The 22321-nt window shown below is 59.3% G+C and carries 25 protein-coding genes and 1 pseudogene; 11 read left to right on the top strand and 15 right to left on the bottom strand.

Annotation, left to right across the window (positions count from 1 at the left end; all coding sequences use genetic code 11):
• Nucleotides 1–24 precede the first annotated feature (24 nt).
• Both HF257_RS11805 and HF257_RS11810 read right to left on the bottom strand, forming a co-directional pair.
• On the bottom strand, nt 25–1191 hold the full coding sequence (locus tag HF257_RS11805; RefSeq protein WP_185707218.1) for an MFS transporter: 1167 nt from the start codon (nt 1189–1191) through the stop codon (nt 25–27).
• A gap of 13 nt (nt 1192–1204) precedes the next feature.
• Nucleotides 1205–1531, bottom strand: coding sequence for an ArsR/SmtB family transcription factor (locus HF257_RS11810; protein ID WP_185707215.1), 327 nt, complete (start codon nt 1529–1531; stop codon nt 1205–1207).
• A 154-nt stretch (nt 1532–1685) separates the two neighbouring features.
• On the opposite strand from HF257_RS11810, the gene HF257_RS11815 reads away from it, so the two are divergent.
• Complete coding sequence (locus tag HF257_RS11815; RefSeq protein ID WP_185707213.1) at nt 1686–2270, top strand: acyl carrier protein phosphodiesterase; 585 nt, start codon at nt 1686–1688, stop codon at nt 2268–2270.
• A 108-nt stretch (nt 2271–2378) separates the two neighbouring features.
• Here HF257_RS11815 and HF257_RS11820 read toward each other — a convergent pair whose 3' ends face one another.
• Both HF257_RS11820 and olsB read right to left on the bottom strand, forming a co-directional pair.
• Entirely contained in the window at nt 2379–3170 is a 792-nt protein-coding gene (locus tag HF257_RS11820) for a lysophospholipid acyltransferase family protein (RefSeq protein WP_185707211.1), read from the bottom strand.
• Nucleotides 3170–3925, bottom strand: coding sequence for an L-ornithine N(alpha)-acyltransferase (gene olsB / locus HF257_RS11825; RefSeq protein WP_017736899.1), 756 nt, complete (start codon nt 3923–3925; stop codon nt 3170–3172). Before olsB ends, HF257_RS11820 begins: the two co-directional genes overlap by 1 nt.
• A gap of 185 nt (nt 3926–4110) precedes the next feature.
• On the opposite strand from olsB, the gene HF257_RS11830 reads away from it, so the two are divergent.
• Both HF257_RS11830 and HF257_RS11835 read left to right on the top strand, forming a co-directional pair.
• On the top strand, nt 4111–5184 hold the full coding sequence (locus HF257_RS11830; RefSeq protein ID WP_185707209.1) for a serine hydrolase domain-containing protein: 1074 nt from the start codon (nt 4111–4113) through the stop codon (nt 5182–5184).
• The gene (locus tag HF257_RS11835) at nt 5181–5495 is read left to right on the top strand and encodes an amidase (protein ID WP_185707208.1); all 315 of its coding nucleotides are present in this window, start codon (nt 5181–5183) and stop codon (nt 5493–5495) included. The genes HF257_RS11830 and HF257_RS11835 overlap by 4 nt, the downstream gene beginning before the upstream one ends.
• Nucleotides 5496–5593: 98 nt before the next feature.
• Here HF257_RS11835 and HF257_RS11840 read toward each other — a convergent pair whose 3' ends face one another.
• From HF257_RS11840 to HF257_RS11875, 10 genes are all read right to left on the bottom strand, one after another.
• The gene (locus HF257_RS11840) at nt 5594–5983 is read right to left on the bottom strand and encodes a hypothetical protein (protein ID WP_185707206.1); all 390 of its coding nucleotides are present in this window, start codon (nt 5981–5983) and stop codon (nt 5594–5596) included.
• 215 nt (nt 5984–6198) lie between these two features.
• Nucleotides 6199–6588 (bottom strand): hypothetical protein, encoded by a 390-nt coding sequence (locus HF257_RS11845; RefSeq protein ID WP_185707204.1) that lies wholly within the window; start codon nt 6586–6588, stop codon nt 6199–6201.
• Nucleotides 6585–7247, bottom strand: coding sequence for a hypothetical protein (locus tag HF257_RS11850; protein WP_408635684.1), 663 nt, complete (start codon nt 7245–7247; stop codon nt 6585–6587). Before HF257_RS11850 ends, HF257_RS11845 begins: the two co-directional genes overlap by 4 nt.
• Before the next feature lie 11 nt (nt 7248–7258).
• Nucleotides 7259–7492 carry a PAAR domain-containing protein gene (locus tag HF257_RS33565; protein WP_408635685.1) on the bottom strand — a complete coding sequence of 78 codons (234 nt, stop codon included), beginning with the start codon at nt 7490–7492 and terminating at the stop codon, nt 7259–7261.
• Nucleotides 7493–7630: 138 nt separating this feature from the next.
• On the bottom strand, nt 7631–8020 hold the full coding sequence (locus tag HF257_RS11855) for a hypothetical protein (RefSeq protein WP_185707202.1): 390 nt from the start codon (nt 8018–8020) through the stop codon (nt 7631–7633).
• Nucleotides 8021–8117: 97 nt separating this feature from the next.
• Nucleotides 8118–8507 (bottom strand): hypothetical protein, encoded by a 390-nt coding sequence (locus HF257_RS11860; RefSeq protein WP_185707200.1) that lies wholly within the window; start codon nt 8505–8507, stop codon nt 8118–8120.
• On the bottom strand, nt 8504–9166 hold the full coding sequence (locus HF257_RS11865) for a hypothetical protein (RefSeq protein WP_408635686.1): 663 nt from the start codon (nt 9164–9166) through the stop codon (nt 8504–8506). Before HF257_RS11865 ends, HF257_RS11860 begins: the two co-directional genes overlap by 4 nt.
• Nucleotides 9167–9177: 11 nt before the next feature.
• Nucleotides 9178–9411: a PAAR domain-containing protein gene (locus tag HF257_RS33570; protein WP_332872252.1), complete on the bottom strand. Its 234-nt coding sequence runs from the start codon at nt 9409–9411 to the stop codon at nt 9178–9180.
• A 138-nt stretch (nt 9412–9549) separates the two neighbouring features.
• The gene (locus tag HF257_RS11870; RefSeq protein ID WP_185712081.1) at nt 9550–9942 is read right to left on the bottom strand and encodes a hypothetical protein; all 393 of its coding nucleotides are present in this window, start codon (nt 9940–9942) and stop codon (nt 9550–9552) included.
• Nucleotides 9939–11474 carry a PAAR domain-containing protein gene (locus HF257_RS11875; protein ID WP_233081534.1) on the bottom strand — a complete coding sequence of 512 codons (1536 nt, stop codon included), beginning with the start codon at nt 11472–11474 and terminating at the stop codon, nt 9939–9941. Before HF257_RS11875 ends, HF257_RS11870 begins: the two co-directional genes overlap by 4 nt.
• A 191-nt stretch (nt 11475–11665) precedes the next feature.
• Between HF257_RS11875 and HF257_RS11880 the strand changes: the two genes are divergently transcribed.
• From HF257_RS11880 to HF257_RS11905, 6 genes and pseudogenes are all read left to right on the top strand, one after another.
• Nucleotides 11666–12841, top strand: coding sequence for a M20 aminoacylase family protein (locus HF257_RS11880; protein WP_185709503.1), 1176 nt, complete (start codon nt 11666–11668; stop codon nt 12839–12841).
• A 59-nt stretch (nt 12842–12900) separates the two neighbouring features.
• Nucleotides 12901–14212: pseudogene (locus HF257_RS11885) on the top strand (citrate-proton symporter).
• Entirely contained in the window at nt 14209–15651 is a 1443-nt protein-coding gene (locus HF257_RS11890; protein ID WP_185709502.1) for an amidase, read from the top strand. The pseudogene HF257_RS11885 and the gene HF257_RS11890 overlap by 4 nt, the downstream one beginning before the upstream one ends.
• Nucleotides 15652–15715: 64 nt before the next feature.
• Nucleotides 15716–16477 carry a helix-turn-helix domain-containing protein gene (locus HF257_RS11895; RefSeq protein WP_185709501.1) on the top strand — a complete coding sequence of 254 codons (762 nt, stop codon included), beginning with the start codon at nt 15716–15718 and terminating at the stop codon, nt 16475–16477.
• An 81-nt stretch (nt 16478–16558) separates the two neighbouring features.
• Nucleotides 16559–17137, top strand: coding sequence for a YceI family protein (locus HF257_RS11900; RefSeq protein WP_185709500.1), 579 nt, complete (start codon nt 16559–16561; stop codon nt 17135–17137).
• A gap of 2 nt (nt 17138–17139) precedes the next feature.
• Nucleotides 17140–18297 carry a phospholipase D-like domain-containing protein gene (locus HF257_RS11905; protein WP_185709499.1) on the top strand — a complete coding sequence of 386 codons (1158 nt, stop codon included), beginning with the start codon at nt 17140–17142 and terminating at the stop codon, nt 18295–18297.
• 130 nt (nt 18298–18427) lie between these two features.
• Here HF257_RS11905 and bglX read toward each other — a convergent pair whose 3' ends face one another.
• Nucleotides 18428–20719, bottom strand: a complete 2292-nt coding sequence (gene bglX, locus HF257_RS11910) for a beta-glucosidase BglX (RefSeq protein WP_185709498.1) — start codon at nt 20717–20719, stop codon at nt 18428–18430.
• A gap of 225 nt (nt 20720–20944) precedes the next feature.
• Between bglX and HF257_RS11915 the strand changes: the two genes are divergently transcribed.
• Together HF257_RS11915 and HF257_RS11920 are read left to right on the top strand one after the other, a co-directional pair.
• Nucleotides 20945–21556 (top strand): LemA family protein, encoded by a 612-nt coding sequence (locus HF257_RS11915; protein WP_185709497.1) that lies wholly within the window; start codon nt 20945–20947, stop codon nt 21554–21556.
• An 18-nt stretch (nt 21557–21574) separates the two neighbouring features.
• The gene (locus tag HF257_RS11920) at nt 21575–22300 is read left to right on the top strand and encodes a TPM domain-containing protein (protein ID WP_185709496.1); all 726 of its coding nucleotides are present in this window, start codon (nt 21575–21577) and stop codon (nt 22298–22300) included.
• The last annotated feature ends 21 nt before the right edge of the window (nt 22301–22321 follow it).

Genomic DNA, 22321 nt, shown 5'->3' on the forward strand with positions numbered 1-22321 from the left:
AAACACCTTTGTCTTTGAAGTGGATCAGTTGGTCGCAGGGGCCAGGTCGGCATCGCCGCCCTGACGGAAAGTAATCAGGGTCACCAGCAGCGCAAGAATCGCCAGGGCGCCAGCGGCCAATGGCACGCTGGTCAGGCCGAAACCGTGGGCAATCACCGTGCCGCCCACCCAGGCGCCGAGGGCATTGCCGATGTTGAAAGCGCCGATATTCAGGGTCGACACCAGGTTCGGCGCGGCCTTGCCGAAGGTCACCACGTTGATCTGCAGCGCAGGCACGGCGGCAAACGCGGCGGTGGCCCACAGGAACAGGGTGATTTCGGTCGGGATCAGCGCAACGCTGGTCCAGGTCAGGGCCGTGGAAACCACCGCCATGCTGATGAACACGCCGATCAAGGTGGCTGCCAGGCGCTTGTCCGCCAGCTTGCCGCCGATGATGTTGCCCAGGGTCAGGCCCAGGCCGATCAACAGCAGGGTCCAGGTCACGCCGTTTGGCGATACGCCGGTGACATCGCCGAGCAGCGGGGCGACATAGGTGAAAAGGGTGAACATCGACGCGGAGAACAACGCGGTCATGGTCAGCGATAACCAGATTCCGGCCCCTTTGAGCGCGGCCAGTTCGGCGCGCATGTCGAGTTTTTCTTCATCACGCTTGGCCGGCAGGAAGCGGATCAGGCCGATCAGGGCTACCACCCCAATCACCGTGACGGCCCAGAAGGTCGAGCGCCAGCCAGCCGCCTGCCCCAGTGCGGTACCCAGCGGCACGCCCAGCACGTTGGCCAGGGTCAAGCCGGTGAACATCAAGGCCACGGCCGAGGCGCGCTTGTTGGCCGGCACCAGGTTGGCAGCGACGACAGAACCAATCCCAAAGAACGCACCGTGGCACAGCGCGGTGACCACACGGGCAAACATCAGCACGTTGTAGTCGCTGGCCAGGGCGCAGAGCAGGTTGCCAATAATGAAGATGCCCATCAACGCTACCAGCGCAGCCTTGCGTGGCAGCTTGGCGGTGGCCAGTGCCATGAACGGTGCGCCGATGGCCACGCCCAAGGCATAGCCGGTGACCAGCCAACCCGCGCCGGGAATCGACACGCCCAAGTCCGCCGCCACATCGGGCAACAAGCCCATGATGACGAACTCGGTGGTGCCGATGGCGAAGGCGCTCAGGGCCAGTATGAGTAGCGAGAGGGGCATTATCGTTTCCTTGTTACAGCGGTTCGCTGATTTCAGAGCTGAGCTCTGTGATGAGCGCATCGAGGAACGCTTGGATGGTGTCCTCGTTGCGTTTGAAAAAGTGCCACTGCCCGGCCTTCTGGCTGCTGATCAAGCCTGCCCGTTGCAGGGTGGCCAGGTGGGCCGACACGGTCGACTGGGACAAGCCGCAGCGCTGGTCGATCTGCCCGGCGCAGATGCCGTATTCGTGGTTGTGCAATTGCTCGGGGAATTGCACTTTCGGGTCTTTCAGCCAGTTGAGGATGTCTCGCCGTACTGGGTGCGCCAGGGCTTTTATTATTTCGTCGAGGTCGATGGACATGGCAGATGCTCGGTGTCTTGAAGCGTTATATCGCGATGAGGCGAACCTTAAATCGTTATATCCCGATATACCAATATGAATTTGGTCTTAATCCAGATTAAATCGGTATATCGGGTTATAACGATACGTAGACGGCAGTGCTAAACTGCGCGCCATGAATTATCTCGCACATCTGCACCTGGGCGGCCAACTTCCTGCGCAATTGCTGGGCAGCCTGTATGGCGACTTCGTCAAAGGCCGCCTGCAGGGCCAGTTCAACCCGCAAATCGAGGCGGCGATCCAGTTGCATCGCTCCATCGACCGCTTTACCGACAGCCACCCGTTGGTGGGGGAGGCGTTGTCGCGCTTCAGCCTGACCCGCAGGCGTTATGCCGGAATCGTCCTCGACGTGTTTTTCGACCATTGCCTGGCGCGGGATTGGGCGTTGTATGCCGACCAGCCGCTGGAGCGCTTCACCTCGCAGGTGTATCGCGTGCTGGCCGCTGAACCGCAGTTGCCGGGGCGGTTGGCACAGATTGCGCCGTGGATGGCGGCGGATGATTGGTTGGGGTCTTACCGCGAGTTTGCGGTGATGGAGCAGGTACTGCGGGGGATTTCGCGGCGGTTGACGCAGCCGCAGGAGTTGGGGTTTGCGATGCAGGAATTGCGGGAGTTGTATGAGCCATTGAGTGAAGACTTCCGGATTTTCTATCCCGAACTTCAGATGTTCGCCCAAGCTCAACTGATTAGTGAGATCTAAATGTGGGAGCGGGCTTGCTCGCGAAAGCGGCGTATCAGTCAGCCTATTTTTAACTGACAGACCGCATTCGCGAGCAAGCCCGCTCCCACAGTTTAAACCGTGCCCGCTTCAGGCCGCGAAGGCTGGTCGCACCGGTATTTGCTCTGCCTCCGGCACCGGCCCAAACAACGCCTTCTGCACAGCCTGTTGCGCCTGATACGCCAGCGCAGCACGCTCCTGCCCGGCACAGGCAATCGGCTTGAGCACATGAATCTCCACATCGCCCTGGTCATTGGCAAACAAACGCATCAGGTGCGAGAGCAAATCATCATCGCCAATAAACGGTGCAAGTGGATCGACCTGGCCATCGCGCAGGTAACGGATCGCCACCGGTTGCAGCGCCACCTCCGCATCAATCGCACTGGCCAACAAACGCCCATGGAACGTGCGCAGGCTGCGCCCATCGGTGGTGGTGCCTTCGGGGAACATCAGCAGCGGGTGCTGTTGTTCCAGGTGACGGGTCATCTGCTTGCGGATCAACTGGCTATCGCCTGAACCACGGCGGATAAACAAACTGCCAGCCTTGGCCGCCAGCCAACCGGCCACCGGCCAGGTGCGCACTTCGGCCTTGGACAAAAACGACATCGGCGCCACGGCGCCCAGCAATGGAATATCGGTCCATGACACGTGATTGCTCACCCACAGCATCGGCTGCGTTGGCAACTCACCGTGTACCGTCACGCGAAAGGGCAGGGCATTGGTCAGGCGCGCCATGAAAAACCGCGACCAGCGCTGGCGCCGTACCATCGAGTTGGCGATGCCCAGGCGCTCAAACACACCAAACACGCTGGCCATGCTCAAGCCCAGCGCGACCACCAACAGCACGCGGGCAATGCGCCCGTACACCCGCAGGCGGCTCATCACATTGCAGCCTTGAAGTGGCGTGCATAACGCGGGCACAACTCGTCGCGCTTGAGCAGGATGAACACGTCGGCCACTTGGAAATCTTCATCCCAGCACGGCTCGCCGCAGATCTTCGCACCCAGGCGCATGTAGGCCTTGAGCAGTGGCGGCATTTCTGCGATCACGTTGGACGGCAGGTCCAGCGCCGGCAATGGCTTTTTCGGTTCGGCGCGCAGGTGTTCGTTGCACAGGTAGCGTTCGCGCAGGCGCTGCATGATCGCGTGGGCCTGGATGCCGCCGTCGTGCATCGGGATGCTCGCGCAGCCCATCAAGTAGCTGTAGCCGCCTTGGTTCAGCACTTCGGCCAATTCGCCCCACAACACGGCGATGGTGCCGCCGTTGCGGTAGGCCGGGTCGACGCAGGTGCGGCCGATTTCCAGGATCGGGCCTTGCAGGTGGAGCAAGCCATGCAAGCTGAATTCTTCTTCGCTGTAGAACCGGCCCAAGGTGCTGGCGGCCGCGTGGTCGAGCAATCGGGTGGTGGCCACCAAGCGACCGCTGTTCAAGTCCCGCACGCCGATGTGGCTGCAGTGAACATCATAGTCATCCATGTCCAGACCCAGTTCCGCGCCTTTCAGTTTGGCGTTGAATTCGCCGCTGAACACGTTGAACCGCAGGGCCTGGGCTTCCTGCAACGCCTGTGCGCCAACCAGGCGTTCGGCTTGCAGACGGCGTTCATTGCCGGTGTCGCTGATGCGGGCGATCTGAGTCATGGCGAGTCTCCGAGTGCCGGCCACGATTTCGGCCGGTCGACTTTGTTGTCCAAAGTCAGGCTATGGAGGCCCGGTGTCATCTCCATGAAGTTATGGTGACGCTTGGATGACAGCCCTCTTGTCGCAAATCTGTCATCACCCTCGGCTAGGCTCGCGGGCTTGAATGCCCCCTTGAGTCTGCGTCCATGGTCAGAGGCCTGTTGTGTGTTGCCCTGCTGTTCGTCACCGTTAGTGCCCACGCCGAAACCTGGCCTGACAAAGATTGGGCCAAAGGCACCGCACTCTCTGGCCCTGCCGTTGATGCCCTGAATGCCTACGCTTTCCCGCCGCGTGATAACGCTACCCGCCAAGGCGTCCGCACCGATGCGTTGCTGGTGATCCGTGACGGCGAAATCATTTACGAACGCTACGCGTCACCGACCACCGCCAGCACGCCGCACCTGACCTGGTCCGTCAGCAAAAGCCTGATGGCCACCGTGTTGGGTGTGGCTTACGGTGAAAACCGTTTCAAGCTGACCGACCCCGCTGCACGCTTTTACCCGCCAATGAAGCAACACCCGAAGGTCACCATGGGCGATTTGCTGCACTGGGCCTCGGGCCTCGACTGGCAGGAAGACTATGAGTTCGCACCGCTGAAATCCTCGGTGGTGGCGATGCTCTACACCCGTGGCCGCAACGACATGGCCGAGTTCGCAGCAGACACCGAGGCCGCCAGCGCACCGGGCCAGACCTTCCGATACTCCAGCGGTGACAGCAATATCCTGTCCGCCACCCTTAAAGGCATGCTGGGTCACAAGGCTTACATGAGCTACCCCTGGGATGCGCTGTTCAAGCCGCTGGGCATACGCAGCGCTACGTGGGAAACCGACGCCGATGAAACGTTTGTTGCCTCCTCCTACGCCTACCTCACTGCCCGCGACTTGGCCCGGGTGGGCCTATTGATGGCGCGCGACGGCCGTTGGGGCGAGCAGCAGTTGTTGCCTAAAGAATGGGTCGCCTTCAATCGCGAACCTTTCGCCAACTACAGAGCTGGTCAGGATGAAGCCGTGCCGGGCGGTCAGTGGTGGCTCAATAAAGGCGCCCCGAGACCCTGGCCCGACGCCCCCGGCGACACCCTCGCCGCGCTCGGACACTGGGGCCAGGCATTGTTCGTGATGCCCGCCGAACACCTGGTCATCGTTCGCTACGGCGACGACCGCGACGGCAGCTACCGCCACAACGACCTGCTCAAACGCGTGCTCGCGGCGGTGCAACCATGATCCGTCGCCGACCGTTTACCAGTGTGTTTCTACTATTGCTCATTGCCCTGCTGGGTTGGACATGGCACGAGCGCGTCAATCTGCAAGCCTTCCCCGACATCATTGCGGCGTACACGGCCAAAGAGTATTGCTCGTGTCGCTATGTCGAGAACAATCCCGCTGAGTATTGCCGGGGGTACGTGAAGCAATACGTGCCCACCAGTGCGTTCAGCGATAACCCGGAGCGCAGTGAAGTGACGGCGAGCGGGTTGGGGCGTACGCATAGGGCGAGGTGGATGGGGGATCGGCATGGGTGTCGGTTGTTGCCGTAATTTTTTCTGTTCTCATGCGCAAATCAAGTGCGGTGTGGTCGGCGGAGTGCTTCATTTGGGGCTTCTCGATAGCGGGCCTTGGGTAAGGCCCGCTTGAGTTATCTGAACTCCAATAAAATTGCTATGCCTATCATCCAAGTGAGGCCGATTGTCATCACTGTTAAGTTGATGATCAAACGACGTTTCAGGTTGCGTGGAAAGTTCTTGAGATCAAGTGGGTCCAGTTCTCCTGTTTTGATCGAAGCCTTTGGCCATGCCACCATTCCGGTAATCTTTGATATTTCTAAAATCGACCAAATCAAACCTCGTTTTCCAAGGCTTGGCCCCCATATATAAATATAGCGGCTGTTTTTCAAAGCTTCCTTTAAAGCGTTTAAGTGACGGTGGCTGAGGTGGAGGCTGTATCCAAGAGTTACAATCGCAAGCAAAAAAGGGAATCCTATAAAAATGATTGCCATCCAAGGGTTCCAATTGTCGATACTGGTCATGGTTGAGTAACCTCATAAAGTTTCTCACCGATAGCTTCACCCGCCTTTCCTCCGACAGTCGTTCCCACCCATGCGCCAGTTCCCACTATGGCCGCGACGCAGACAACACCTCCCAGACCTGCTGTAAATGCACCAATCCCCGCACAGATTGGGACACTGGCAAAACTGGCTATCTTGATCCTAATAAATGGGTCTCTGATGAGGCCCGTTCCGGACTATCTGAGCTTTATCAGTACGGCCGCAACGATCGCCCAAGTTAACGCAATGAACGCTATCGCGATATTACAGAGCAGGCGACGTTTTAGGTGAAGTGGGAAACGCTCAAAATCCACAGGGTTTAAATCTCCAATCTGGATGTGCGCTTTCGGCCAGGTCACCATCCCAGCGATTTTTGCGATCTCCAATAAGGACCAAATCAAGCCTCGTTTACCCAGACTCGGCCCCCAGAGATAGATATAACGGCTGTTCTTTAGCGCCTCCTTTATTTCCTCCAAGTGGCGGCGGCTCAAGTACAGGCTGTACGCAAGGCCAACAGCTGATAGTAGGCCTGGGGCCCCCGTAACAATGATCGCAATCCAAATTGGCCAGCTATCGATGCTGGTCATGGTTGTTTAGCCTCATATATTTTCTCGCCGATGTATTCGCCTCCCATACCACCTAGTGTGGTACCTACCCAGGCGCCCGTGCCCACTACGGCTGCGACACAGATGACTCCTCCGATACCTGCTGTGGCTGCTCCGATTCCTAAACATATCGGGCCACTGGCAGCAAAGGCAGCCGATCCGCTGAAACCGCCAACAAGAGTAGACATTCCGAACTTCCCCCCTTCCGTAAACTTAATCTTCTCGCAAGCCGCCTCAGAATCACCACTACACACCTGCTGAATAGCCAGCACCGAAGAAACACCGCCAAGACCAATCCCAATGTAACCCCCCACTTTCATATATTTAGTCGCCCGACTCACCGCCTCCACATGCGCCGAATACCCCGGAATCTGCCCCGGCCCACCCGCCTTGTCCCAGTGATGCACCAAGCTGCGGCTGGAAATACCCAGCGCTGTTTTCAACTTAGGATGATCACCCAAAGTCGTCTGGCCACGTAGGCGAGTGGAGTTCAGCAGGTGAGCGTCCAACTGAGCGAGCAGGCGCTTGCGTTCGGCGAAGAACTGCGGTGATTTGAGGTGGCCGTGCTGGCGATACTGTTCCTGATGCATCCGTTCAATGGCTTGGAGTGTGTCGCGCAGGTTGCCCAGGTGTTTTTCCATCACCACCGCACTCACACCCAGCCAGGTCGAGGTGTGGCCAGCGTCCCCGCCATGAGCCTGCCATGACTGTGCATATGCGAGACGCCACCCACGATTCGATAGATTTTCCCATCCTTTCCGCAGGTCACTCGGTCGCCTTCAAAGGCATGAAAAAGGGCATGGGTTTTGATTCCGTTATCACCATCCAGAACTTCCCCTCCGCAGGTGGTTTTGTCACCCAGGCCTATGTAATAGCCTTCAGTCATTATTCACTCCTCGATATGCCTCGAACGAGTTGGGTATGTTTAAAACCATCACTGAACCTACGTTCAAACGCATTCAACGCAGGTTCAATTGTGGTTAGAAAGTTATCTGTAAGCGGTATTAAATTAGTCCCCCTTGATTTATTTTAGCTTCACTAGAATGGCTGCAGCTCCCATCCAAATTACGGAGGTAAAGATCATCGTCGTAACGGTTGTGAGAAGACGTTTCAGATGAAGCGGGAAATTTTCAAAGTCTACGGGGTCCAAGTCGCCTAAGCGGATGTGTGACTTTGGCATCATGATCATCCCGGCGATTTTTGACATTTCCAACAGAGACCAAATCAAACCCCGTCTCCCGAGGCTATCTCCCCAAATGTAAATATAACGACTGTTTTTCAAGGCTTCCTTTATAGCCTCCAAGTGATGGTGGGTGAGGTACAGACTAAGCGCGAGGCCAGCAGCTCCAATCAGGAGCCAGCCACCCGCGACAGTGATTGCAACCCAGGGAGACCTAGTGTCGATGTTAGTCATGATTGAGTTAAATCTTTCTCCGCCCCAAGTCACACAACAGAGAGCCAACTGCATTCGGGCCGTCGTGATATCGGATCTCGAATGAGGCCCGCGCAAATTATCTGAACTTTACCAGCAGAGCTGCGATTATCCCGCCGATAAAAGCAGTCAGCATCAACGTTGTGTTGATAATTAGATGCCGCTTCAGGCGCCGAGGAAAATGTTCAAGATCGACAGGGTTAATATCTCCCATTTGGATATATGCCCTCGACCATAAGACCATTCCGGCAATTTTCGAAATCTCAAACAGAGACCAAATAAAACCTCTTTTCCCAAGACTAGGACCCCACAAGTAAATATAGCGGCTGTTTTTCAAGGCCTCCTTTATAGCGTCAATATGACAGTGGCTCAGATACAAACTGTATGCGGTGCCGGCAGCGGATAGCAGAATTGGCGCCCCAAGAAAAAAGATCGCAACCCAGGGAGACCACGTGTCGATACTGGTCATGGTTGAGTAACCTGGTAAATCCTTTCCCCAATTGCTTCGCCAGCTGTACCAACGACAGTCGTACCGACCCATGCGCCAGTCCCCACTAAGGCCGCGACGCAGACAACGCCTCCGATACCTCCGGTGGCTGCCCCAATTGCCAGACAAATCGGACCACTAGCAAGTGCACCCGCCGATCCACCGGCAACACCACCACCAGTAGAGCCAACGAATTTTCCGCCTTCGGTAAACTTAACTTTCTCGCAAGCGGCCGCAGAGTCACCGTTGCACACCTGTTGAATGACCAGCAACGAGGACGCACCTCCGAGGCCAATACCGATATATCCCCCCGCCTTCATGTACTTGGCTGCACGACTCACCGCCTCAACATGCGCCGAATACCCCGGAATCTGCCCAAACCCACCCGCTTTGTCCCAGTGATGCACCAAGCTGCGGCTGGAAATACTCAGCGCTGTTTTCAACTTAGGATGATCACCCAAAGTCGTCTGGCCACGTAGGCGGGTGGAGTTCAGCAGGTGCGCGTCCAACTGAGCGAGTAGGCGCTTGCGGTCGGCGAAGAACTGCGGTGATTTGAGGTGGCCGTGCTGGCGATACTGTTCCTGATGCATCCGTTCAATGGCTTGGAGTGTGTCGCGCAGGTTGCCCAGGTGTTTTTCCATCACCACCGCACTCACACCCAGCCAGGTCGAGGTGTGGCCAGCGTCCCCGCCATGAGCCTGCCATGACTGTGCATATGCGAGACGCCACCCACGATTCGATAGATTTTCCCATCCTTTCCGCAGGTCACTCGGTCGCCTTCAAAGGCATGAAAAAGGGCATGGGGTTTGATTCCGTTATCACCATCCAGAACTTCCCCTCCGCAGGTGGTTTTGTCACCCAGGCCTATGTAATAGCCTTCAGTCATTATTCACTCCTCGATATGCCTCGAACGAGTTGGGCATGTTTAAAACCATCACTGAACCTACGCTCAAACGCATTCAACGCAGGTTTAATTGTGGTTAGAAAGTTATCTGTAAGCGGTCTTAAATTAGTTCCCCTTGATTTATTTTAACTTCACTAGAATGACTGCAGCTCCCATCCAAATTACGGAGGTAAAGATCATCGTCGTAACGATTGTGAGAAGACGTTTCAGATGAGGCGGGAAGTTTTCAAAGTCTACGGGGTCCAAGTCGCCTAAGCGGATGTGTGACTTTGGCATCATGATCATCCCGGCGATTTTTGACATTTCCAACAGAGACCAAATTAAACCCCGTTTCCCGAGGCTATCTCCCCAAAGGTAAATATAACGGCTGTTTTTCAAGGCTTCCTTTATGGCGTCCAGATGACGGTGGGTGAGGTACAGGCTGAATGCGAGGCCAGCAAATCCAAGCAGGAGCGGGCCGCCAGCAACAATCCAGAAAGCCAGCCAGGATTTCCAAAACTCTTCCGTCGTCATGGCAAACTTTTCTCATACAAAATCTCTCCGCCCATTTCGCCACCCATACCACCGATAGTCGTACCCGCCCATGCGCCTGTCCCAACTAAAGCTGCCACACAGACAACGCCTCCTATACCAGTCGTAACGCCCAGTCCCAGGCAGATCGCACTACCGGCAATGCCGCCTGCCCATCCGCCAACTGCACCGCCGCCAACGGAGACTGCGAACTTCCCAGCCTCAGTAAACTTGACCTTCTCACAGGCCGCTCCCGAATCCTCATTGCACACCTGCTGAATAGCCAGCAACGATGAAACACCACCAATACCGATGGCAAGATAACCCCCCGCCTTCATATATTTAGTCGCCTTACTCACCGCCTCAACATGCGCCGAATACCCCGGAATCTGCCCCGGCCCACCCGCCTTGTCCCAGTGATGCACCAAGCTGCGGCTGGAAATACCCAGCGCTGTTTTCAACTTAGGATGATCACCCAAAGTCGTCTGGCCACGTAGGCGAGTGGAGTTCAGCAGGTGAGCGTCCAACTGAGCGAGCAGGCGCTTGCGTTCGGCGAAGAACTGCGGTGATTTGAGGTGGCCGTGCTGGCGATACTGTTCCTGATGCATCCGTTCAATGGCTTGGAGTGTGTCGCGCAGGTTGCCCAGGTGTTTTTCCATCACCACCGCACTCACACCCAGCCAGGTCGAGGTGTGGCCGATGAAGCTGGCTATTTCTGCGCTGTGACGATGCAGGAAGTCAGCCTCATCCGGCGTGAGTGAATCCAGTGAGGCGTAGACCTGTTGGGCGGCCTGCATCAGTTGTGATTCTTGATAGGTGCAGGCCGTGTTGTTCGGATCACTGAGCACAATCAGTGAACCGGCTTTAACGTTCACCGTGCGAGGATTGAGCGCTTGGAATTTGCGCATCACCGCCGGATCAGGTGCAGGAAACAGCGTTCTCTCCAACGCTTCGCGGCTCATGCTTTTTGGGACGATATAAAAACCGGGCTCCTGACCCTTCTCGCCATTGAATTCCGTCGATACTGCGGCGCCAGAAGGTTTAAAGCCAGATTGACGCGGCGCTTCAGGGCCGCCATTTACAGTTGATGGGTTTGGTTGAGCAGCCCGCTGACTCACTGGCGGTGTCGCGCTCTGCTGTTGATAGGTAGCTGTTAACACCGAGGGAATCAGCCGAGCACCACAAGGGCAACTGCTGACGCTGTCCAGCGTACCAGCAACACGCTTTCCATTACGTTTCATATTGGGAACGCCGCCGAGAATCCGGAACATTCCTTGATGATTTCCGCAAGTAACTAGAGCACCTTCCAGCGCGCGCAAAAGGCCATGCAACTTGAATGTTGGATCACCTTCGAGAATTCTTCCGCCGCAGGTTGTTTGGTCCCCTAGAACAACAAAGTGCCCTTTGCTCATTGTTTTGCCCATTATCACTATGATTTTTTTGGCCGGACGGTCCGGTCCTGCTCGTTTCGATAAGAAAACTGACGCGTGATGCATATCAATCGAGGCAAACGAGTAAGAGGAGGCCAGCGTCAAGCCAAACTTTGGAGAGGCATCTGCTCGAGGTAAAGTCAGACACTTCCGAGAGTTGCGTCGTAAAAGTCAGATGCCGCTCCTGAGGTTCCACCCAGTGGAACCACCTTTGATTGTCCTCTCGCTCACATCGCGGTTAGCTGGCGGTGTGCAGCAAACAAGAACGGGAACACCCGCCTGTGAGGAGAATCACCATGCGCCCACACCAGCACATCCTGGATTGGCTCAGCGACGTGGCCGGCGACTTACACGCCGTGCGTCACGACATTCACGCCCATCCCGAACTCGGTTTTGAAGAAAACCGCACCAGCGCCTTGGTTGCGAAATCCCTGAGGGAATGGGGCTACGAGGTTCACACCGGCATCGGCAAGACCGGCGTGGTCGGTGTGCTGCGCAACGGCAGTAGCCCGCGAACCCTGGGCATTCGCGCCGATATGGACGCCTTGCCCATCATCGAAAACACCGGCGCGGCCTACACCAGCCAGCATGCGGGTTGCATGCACGCCTGTGGGCATGACGGTCACACCACCATGCTGCTCGGCGCCGCGCGCTACCTGGCGGCGACGCGGCAATTTGACGGCACCCTGAACCTCATCTTCCAACCCGCCGAAGAAGGCCAGGGCGGCGCCGAAGCCATGCTCGCCGACGGTTTGCTGGAGCGCTTCCCCTGCGATGGACTGTTCGGCATGCACAACATGCCGGGCTTGCCTGCTGGGCATCTGGGCTTGCGCGTTGGGCCGATGATGGCGTCCCAAGACTTACTCACCGTCACCCTTGAAGGCGTCGGCGGCCACGGCTCCATGCCGCACCTGACGGTAGACCCGCTGGTGGCGGCGGCGAGCATGGTGATGGCGTTGCAGACGGTGGTGGCGCGCAACATCGACACCCAGGAAGCTGCCGTGGTCACGGTCGGCGCGCTGCAAGCAGGACAGGCCGCCAACGTGATTCCTCAAGAAGCGCTGTTGCGTTTGAGCCTGCGCGCACTCAATCCACAAGTGCGCGAGCAGATGCTGGAGCGCGTATTCGCCATCATCCAGACCCAGGCCGCGAGTTTCGGCTGCACGGTGCAGATCGAACATCGCCCGGCCTACCCGGTGCTGGTCAACCATCCCGAAGAAACCGAGTTCGCCCGTCAGGTCGGCGTGGCCTTGCTCGGTGCGGACGCCGTGGACGGCAACACCCGCACGCTGATGGGCAGCGAAGACTTCGCCTGGATGCTGCAACGCTGCCCCGGCAGCTACTTGTTCATCGGCAATGGCGTGTCACGGCCGATGGTGCATAACCCCGCCTATGACTTCAACGACGACATCCTGCTGACCGGCGCCGCCTATTGGGGCGCGCTGGCCGAGAGCTGGCTCAAGCCTGCCTGACGACCGCCTTTTTCTGCCGCTGGACCCTTTCCCACGATCGGTTGAATGGAGTGTTCCTCATGCAGACTTCACACACAGGCGTATCCCGCACCCGCCAAGTGGTGGCGGCCGTGATCGGCAATGCGCTGGAATGGTATGACTTCATCGTTTACGGCTTTCTGGCCAGCATCATTGCCCGGCAGTTTTTTCCGTCAGAGGATGAGTACGCATCGCTGCTGATGGCCCTGGCCACCTTTGGCGTGGGCTTTTTCATGCGCCCGGTGGGCGGGATTTTGCTGGGCATGTATTCCGACCGCAAAGGCCGCAAGGCTGCGATGCAACTGATTATCCGGCTGATGACCGTGTCCATCGCGCTGATTGCCTTCGCACCGAACTACGCCGCCATCGGCATGGGCGCGCCGATGCTGATCGTGGTGGCGCGCATGCTCCAGGGCTTCGCCACCGGTGGTGAGTACGCCAGCGCCACGGCGTTCCTGGTGGAAAGTGCGCCGGCTCATCGCAAGGGGCTTTACGGTTCCTGGCAGTTGGTAGGGCAGTGCCTGGCGGTGTTTGGCGGGGCCGCGATGGTGGCCATGGTCACGCACTTCTTTTCGCCGCAAACCCTCGACCTGTGGGGGCTGGCGCTTGCCGTTTGTGTTTGGCTTGCTGATCGGCCCGGTGGGGCTGTGGATTCGCCGGCACATGGAAGACCCGGAAGAATTCATCGAGGCACGCAAGCAAGCCACCGGCCCGGCGCCGAGCCTGATGCAGGTGGTGCGCGAGCATCGGCGCAGCATCCTGGTATCCATGGGCCTGGCCTGTGGCGCGACGGTGTCGTTCTACGTGGTGTTGGTGAACATGCCGACCTTCGCGCACAAGAGCCTCGGCCTGCCGCTGGACCAGGTATTGATGGTGCAGATGTTGGCGGTGGCACTGATGACCGTGGTGATTCCGCTGTCGGGCCTGTTGTCGGATCGCCTCGGTCGGCGCCCGGTATTGATGGCGTTCACCCTGGCATTTTTTGTGATGGTCTACCCGCTGTACGTGTGGGTAGCCGCCGCACCTTCCATCGAGCGTTTGCTGGTGATGCAGGTGATGCTGTGCACGGCCATCGGCGGGTTCTTCGGCCCGGCACCCACCGCGTTGGCCGAGCAGTTTCCCATCGAAGTGCGCTCGACCGGCGTGTCGGTCGCCTATAACGTAGCGGTCATGGTGTTTGGTGGTTTTGCGCCGTTGATCGTCACCTGGCTGACCAAAGTACTGGGCACGCCGGTGGCGCCATCCTTCTACGTGCTGTTTGCTTGCGTGCTCACGCTATTGGGCACCTACTGCATGCAGGAGGCTCCGCGAGCCAGGAAGCCGCAGCCGTTTTCAAGTGAGGTGAAGCCTTGAGTATTGTTGATTGGGATGCCAGCGAGCTGTCGCGGGCGATTCATGCGCGGCAAGTCTCGTGCGAAGACGTGATGCGGGCGTACCTGGCGCAGATCCAACGTTTCAACCCAGGAGTGAGTGCGCTGGTGTCGCTGCGCGATGCCGACGAGGTGCTGGCCGAGGCGCGGGCCTGTGATCGTGAGTTGGATCAAGGCCAGTCACGCGGCTGGATGCATGGCATGCCCCAGGCGATCAAGGACCTGGCGGCGACCAAGGGCTTGCGTACCACATTGGGTTCGCCGTTGTTCGCCGAACATGTGCCCACCGAAGATGCCATCAGCGTGGCGCGGGTACGGGCCAGCGGCGCGATCATCATCGGCAAGACCAACGTGCCGGAGTTCGGCCTGGGTTCGCAAACCTACAACAGCCTGTTCGGCACTACCGGCAACGCCTACGACCCGCGTCTCGTCGCGGGCGGCAGCAGCGGCGGGGCGGCGGTGGCCTTGGCGCTGCGCATGCTGCCGGTGGCCGATGGCAGCGACATGATGGGTTCTTTGCGCAACCCGGCAGCGTTCAACAACGTGTTTGGCCTGCGCCCGTCCCAAGGCCGTGTGCCGTATGGGCCGACGCCGGAACTGTTTGTGCAGCAACTGGGCACCGAAGGCCCGATGGGGCGCAGCGTGACGGATGTGGCGCGGCTGCTGAGCATCCAGGCGGGATATGACCCACGCGTTCCATTGTCATCCAAGGACGATCCGGCACTGCTGGGCCAACCCCTGCAGCGTGACTTCAAGGGCACACGCCTGGGCTGGCTGGGGGACTACAACGGCTACCTGCCGATGGACGACGGCGTGTTGAGCCTGTGCGAATCGGCCCTCGGCGATTTCGTCACGTTGGGCTGCGAGGTAGAAAGCTGCCAGCCCGAGTTTTCCATGGCGCGCCTGTGGCGCAGTTGGTTGGTGCATCGCCATTGGCTGGTGCACGGCAACCTCGGCGCCGCGTATGCGAACCCGCAAAAGCGCGCGCTGCTCAAGCCCGAGGCGCAATGGGAAGTGGAGGGTGGCCTGGGCTTGAGTGCCCAGCAGGTGTACCAGGCGTCGGTGGACCGCAGCGAGTGGTATCGCGCGTTGGCCAAACTGTTCGAACGTTACGATTTCCTGCTGCTGCCTACCGCCCAAGTGTTCCCTTTCGATGCACAACACGCCTGGCCGCGCCTCGTCGGTGGGCGCGAAATGGACACCTACCACCGCTGGATGGAAGTGGTGATTGGTCCGACCCTGGCCGGTTTGCCGAGCATGAGTATCCCGGTGGGCTTCAACCCCCAAGGCCTGCCCATGGGCGTGCAGGTCATCGGTCCGGCCCAGGCGGACCGTGCGGTGCTGCAATTGGCCTACGCCCACGAACAGCTGACGCAATGGGTGCAGCGTCGACCACCGGCCTGCCTTGAATCGACAGGTTGATGCACGACCGGGCCTGTATCTTGCTGTGAAAAATGATCATCCACCGGCATCAGGGAGATCGAACATGGCCGACACAGGCACCGTACGCTCGGTTGAGCGCGCACTGGCAATTGTCGAGTTGCTGGGCGAGCACCAGGCCTTGGGGCTGGAGGAACTGCATTACCTCACGCATTTACCCAAGGCCACCGTGTCGCGCATGTTGCTCACGTTGCAGGATCAAGGCTGGGTCTACCGTGGCCTGAGCGACCGGCGTTACCGTCTGCGTGCCCGGCGCTTGTTTGGCGACACGCAGCAACGCTTCAAGCGCCAGATGGTGGAAAGCGCCGCGCCCTGGCTATTGGAACTCAGTGAGCGCACCGGGCTGGTGGTGGATTTGTCCTGCTTTGACGGCGAGCGCCTGGAAGTCATGGAAAGCGCGATCCCCGGCGTGCTGCGCAAGCTCTATCCCAACAACTGCCAGATCGTCGGCCAGCACGCCAGCCTGTTTCATTCGGCGATGGGCAAGGCGTGCCTCACGCAATTGCCGGCAGAAGAAGTGCAGCGTCTGGCGGGCCGGGAGCACGTGGCGGCGGATGAGCAATACCGAGCTTGCGAGCAAAGCCAGCACCAAGGGTTTGGCCAGCGGACAGAGGGGTATTGGGAGTATCCGGTGCGGTTGCCGTTCCTGATACGCGCCGTGGCGTTGCCGGTACGGGCCAATGGGCGATTGGTGGGGAGCATGGCGCTGCATTGGCCAATGCACCAGGCGCCGGTGGAGCGGGTGTTGAATTTGCATATGGCCAGTTTGGAGCAGGCCGTGGGGGAGGTGCAGCGCGCATTGGCCTAGACCGCCGCTCCCACATTGGATTTGCGTCGTTTGTGACATTGCGCTTAAGGTTCGTGCAGGTTTTTCGCCCCACGAGTCTTTATGTCAATCAAACCCCTGGCCTTCGCCCTGCTCGCCGCCGCTGCCGTGCCAGCCCATGCCGACTGGTACCTGGATAACGAATCTTCACGCCTGTCGTTCGTCACCACCAAGAACACCGAGATCGCCGAAGTGCAGCGCTTTTTGGTGTTGCACGGCAAGGTCGACAGCAAAGGCGCAGCGCAGTTGGAAGTGGAGCTGGAGTCGGTCAACAGTGGCGTCCCGTTGCGTGACGAGCGCATGCGCAATGAGTTGTTCGAGATCAAGACCTTCCCCGATGCGCTGATCAACGCGCAAATCAATCTGCAACCCATCAATGACCTGGCCCCCGGCGCGCAATTGGAATTGCGTTTGCCATTGAGCGTCACCCTGCACGGCAAGACTCAAACCTACAGCGCCGAGCTGCTGGCCACGCGCCTGGATGACCGGCGTTTCCAGGTCGTGACTCTGGAGCCGCTAGTGCTGCATGCCGAGGATTTTGACCTGGTGCCAGGCGTGGCAACGTTGCGCAAGGCCGCCGGTTTGGAATCCATCAGTCTGTCGGTGCCGGTGGGTGCGGTGCTGATCTTCACGGCGCGCTGACCATGGCCGGCGCGGTGTTCCCGTGGCGCAGCGCCAACCGTTTCGAGTTGTTGATCGACGGGCCGAGATTTTTCCCGCAGATGCTGGTGGACATTGCCCGCGCCGAGCGACAAGTCGAGTTGGAGTTGTACCTGGTGGAAGCGGGTGCCTGTGCCGAGGCCCTGGTGCAGGCACTGATACTTGCCGCCGAGCGTGGTGTGCAGGTGCGTTGCCTGTTCGATGACTATGGCAGCCTGGCGTTTAGCCTTGGGCTGCGCAAGCGCCTGACTGACGCTGGCGTGGAGCTGCGTTTCTACAATCGCCTGAGGTTGCGCCGCTGGATGCGCAACCTGTATCGCGACCACCGCAAGCTGTTGCTGGTCGATCAGCACGTCGCCTTTGTGGGCGGCACCGGCGTCACCGACGAGTTCTGGACGCCGGGCCAGGACACCGCCGACTGGCATGAAGTGATGGTGCAAATCAGCGGCCCGTTAGTGTTGGACTGGCAGGCGCTGTTCGACCGCCAGTGGCATGCCAACGCCGCCCGCCGGGAGTGGAAACCCGCCACCCGTTTCGGCCTGTCGCGCTTGCCCAAGATGCCCGCCACCGGACCGGGACTTGGGCGTGTCGCCTATGCTGACGCCCGCCAGCACCGCGACATCCTGAAATCGCTGATCCGCGCATTAAACAGTGGCCACCAACGTATCTGGCTGGCGACTCCGTACTTCCTGCCAACCTGGGGCGTTCGTCGTGCGTTGCGGCGAGCCGCGGGGCGCGGTGTGGATGTGCGGCTGTTGCTCACTGGCCCGCGCACCGATCATCCGTCTGTGCGTTATGCCGGGCACCGTTACTACCCGCGTCTGCTGCGCTCGGGGGTGCAGATTTTTGAATACCAGCCGTGCTTTCTGCATCTGAAAATGGTGCTGGTGGACGATTGGGTCAGCGTGGGGTCATGCAATTTCGATCATTGGAATTTGCGTTTCAACCTGGACGCCAACCTGGAGGCGTTGGACCCGCCATTGACGCAGGCGGTGGCGGGCAGTTTCGAGCGTGATTTTGCCCAGAGCCTGGCAGTGAGCCTGGAGGCATGGCAGGCGCGGCCATTGTGGCGGCGGGTGAAGCAGCGGGTGTGGGGGTGGATTGATCGGTTGGTGGTTAACCTGTTGGACAGACGCGGCTAATCAGGTCAACTCGATCTAAATGTGGGAGCGGGCTTGCTCGCGAATGCAGCGTGTCAGTCACTGAAGATGTCGACTGATCCACCGCATTCGCGAGCAAGCCCGCTCCCACATTTTTTGACCGCGTCAGGCGTTAGAGCAATTCGAACGTCTGCTGCTGCACATCCTGGGAGTCCAACCCAATCTGCACATTGAACTCACCCGGCTCCGCCGCGTACTTGAGCTGGGTGTTGTAGAACTTCAAGTCTTCCTCGGTGATGGTGAAGTGCAACGTGCGCTCTTCGCCAGCCTTGAGCATGACCTTCTGGAAGTTCTTCAGCTCCTTGATCGGGCGGATCATCGAGCCGGCCACGTCCTGGATATACAGCTGCACCACGGTTTCGCCATCGACCTTGCCGGTGTTGGCCACGGTCACGCTGGCGTCGAGCTTGCCGGTCTTGTTCAGGGTGGTGGACGACAGCGCCATGTCCGACAGGGTGAACGTGGTGTAGCTCAGGCCGTAACCAAACGGGAACAGCGGCCCGGTGACGTCATCGAAGTACTGCGAGGTGTAGTTGCCCGGCTTGCCTGGGGTGAATGGGCGGCCGATGGTCAGGTGGTTGTAGTAGGTCGGAATCTGCCCCACCGAACGTGGGAAGGTGATCGGCAGCTTGCCCGATGGGTTGTAGTCACCAAACAGCACGTCCGCGATGGCGTTGCCGCCTTCGGTGCCGGCGAACCAGGTTTCCAGGATCGCGTCGGCCTGTTGGTTCTCCTCCAGAATCGACAGCGGACGGCCGTTCATCAGCACCAGCACCAGCGGCTTGCCGGTGGCCTTGAGGGCCTTGATCAGGTCGCGCTGGCTTTGCGGGATGTTCAGGTCGGTACGGCTGGACGACTCGTGGGACATGCCACGGGACTCGCCCACGGCGGCCACGATCACGTCGGCATCCTTGGCGGCTTTTACCGCTTCATCAATCAGCACTTGCGGCGCACGGGTGTCATCCACCACTTCCGGCGCATCGAAATTGAGGAAGTTGAGGTAATCGACCACGGCCTTGTCGTTGGTGATGTTGGCACCACGGGCGTAGATCACTTTGCCCTTTTCACCGATCACCGCGTTCAAGCCGTCCAGCAGGGTCACAGACTGCGCAGGCTTACCGGCGGCCGCCCAACTGCCCATCATGTCGATGGGGGCCTTGGCCAGCGGGCCGACCAGGGCGATGGTCGCGGTTTTTTTCAACGGCAGGGTGTTGTTCTGGTTTTTCAGCAGCACCAGGCTGCGGCGTGCGATATCGCGAGCGTCGGCACGGTGCAGGCGGCTGTCGGCGTAGGTGTCGACCGGGTCATCTTCAGCCTTGCCGATGCGCAGGTACGGGTCCTTGAACAGGCCCATGTCGTACTTGGCACCGAGCACTTCACGCACGGCATTGTCGATGTCGCTCTGCTCGATCTCGCCGGACTTGAGCAGCCCCGGCAATTCCTTGCCGTACAGTGAATCGTTCATGCTCATGTCGATGCCGGCCTTGATCGCGAGCTTGGCGGCTTCACGCCCGTCCTTGGCCACGCCGTGCTTGATCAACTCGAAGATAGCGCCATGGTCGCTCACAGCCAGGCCCTTGAAGCCCCAGTCCTTGCGCAGCAGGTCGTTCATCAGCCAGGTGTTGGCGGTGGCGGGCACGCCGTTGATCGAGTTCAACGCCACCATCACACCGCCGGAGCCGGCCTTGATCGCCGCGTGGTACGGCGGCAGGTAGTCCTGGTACATCTTGACCGGGCTCATGTCGACCACGTTGTAGTCGCGACCGCCTTCCACCGCGCCATACAGGGCGAAGTGCTTGACGCTGGCCATGATGCTGTCGGCATTGGCCGGGCTTGCGCCCTGGAACGCCTTGACCATGACTTCGGCGATACGCGAGACGAGGTAGGTGTCTTCACCGAAGCCTTCGGAGGTGCGGCCCCAGCGCGGGTCGCGGGAGATGTCGACCATCGGCGCGAAGGTGATGTCGAGGCTGTCGGCGGCGGCTTCCTGGGCGGCGATGCGCCCGGAGCGGCCGATGGCGTCCATGTCCCAGCTGGAAGCCAGTGCCAGGCTGATTGGGAAAATGGTGCGGTGGCCGTGGATCACGTCGTAGGCGAAGAACATCGGGATCTTCAAGCGGCTGCGCATGGCCGCGTCCTGCATTGGACGGTTTTCGGGGCGGGTGATGGAGTTGAACGTGCCGCCGATGCGACCGGCGGCGATTTCCTTGCGGATCAGCTCGCGGGGCATTTCGGGGCCGATGCTGATCAGGCGCAATTGGCCGATCTTTTCATCGAGGGTCATTTGCTTGAGCAGGTCGCTGACAAAGGCGTCCTTGTCTTTAAGCGCAGCAGGCTTTGTTTCTGCCCATACGGGGTGACTGGCCAGAGTGGCAACAAGGCCGAGCAAACACAGCTTTTTCATGACTATCCTTTTTCGGCTCACTGCACAGCGAAAATGCGCTGCTCTGCCAAAATGTGGGGAACATATGTTGTTGTTCGAGTGTTATTGCAGAAAATGCACCACACTTCTGAACTCTTATTTGTGCTGGGCATCTTTTTAGCTGATTGATCTGATGCAATCCAGTCGCGGCAGCGGATTATGCCTTACCGTTGCCAAATTCCATCAAGGTTCGCCAGGAGAAACACCATGCAAGCAGCACAAGGTTACCGTTGGGGCGTGAAAGCCGCGGTTTTGTTACTGATTAGTACCGTACTCAGCGGTTGCGGCATCAATAACATCCCCACCCTGGACGAACAGGCCAAGGCGGCCTGGGGCCAGGTACAGAACCAATACCAACGCCGTGCGGACCTGATCCCCAACCTGGTGGAAGTGGTCAAGGGCTATGCCACCCATGAGCAGGACACCCTCACCGCCGTGATCGAAGCGCGGGCCAAGGCCACCTCGATCCAGGTGGATGCCAGCACCCTCGACAATCCGGAAAAACTCAAGCAGTTCCAGCAAGCCCAGGATGGCCTGAGCGGTGCACTCAGCCGCCTGATGGTGGTGTCCGAGCGCTACCCGGACCTCAAGGCCAACCAGAACTTCCTGGCCCTGCAATCCCAGCTTGAAGGCACCGAAAACCGCATCGCCGTGGCCCGCCGCGACTTTATCCAGGCGGTGCAGGCCTACAACACCGAGATTCGCACGTTCCCCGGCCGCCTGTGGCACAGCGTGATGTACAGCGACTTGCCGATCCGTGCCACGTTTGAAGCCACCAGCGCCGATGCCGATAAAGCACCGCAAGTGAAGTTCAAATAACGCTGCATTGAGGTGTCGATGCGTTTATTAAGGATAGGCCTGGCGCTGTGGCTGTTGGCCTGCGTGGGCGTGGCCCAGGCGGCGCTGACGTTCCCGGCGCTGACGGGGCGGGTGGTAGACACCGCGCAGATGATCGACCCGGCTACGCGCGCGCAACTGACCCAGCAATTGCAGGCGCTGGAACAGACCTCGGGCGACCAGATCGTGGTGGTCACCGTGCCCGACCTGCAAGGCGTGCCCATTGAGGACTTTGGTTATCAATTGGGCCGCCACTGGGGCATCGGCCAAAAGGGCAAGGACAACGGCGCGCTGTTGATCGTCGCCCGCGATGAGCGCAAATTGCGCATCGAAGTCGGCTATGGCCTGGAAGGTGTGCTCACTGATGCGCAGTCGTGGGTGATCATCAACCAGGTGATCGCGCCGGCCTTCAAGGCCGGCAACTACAGCAAGGGCATCAGCGACGGCGTAGCGGCGATGTTGCAAGTGGTGGGCGGCGAACCACTGGCGGTGCCGGCCCATGTGGCGGATGCCAACTTTGCCAAGGATAATCCCGGGTTTTCCATCGGGCTGTTTATCCTGCTGATCGGTGTGTTGTGGCTGTGTAATCGCCTGGGGTTGCCAGTGGGCGCGATCTTGCTGGCGATTCTCAGTAGTAGCGGACGCGGCGGCGGTGGAGGCGGCGGTGGTGGTTTCCGGGGCGGCGGTGGCGGCTTCGGCGGCGGCGGGGCTTCGGGTGGCTGGTGATGATAATAATGAGAGAGCAAC

This window comes from Pseudomonas cremoris, from assembly GCF_014230465.1.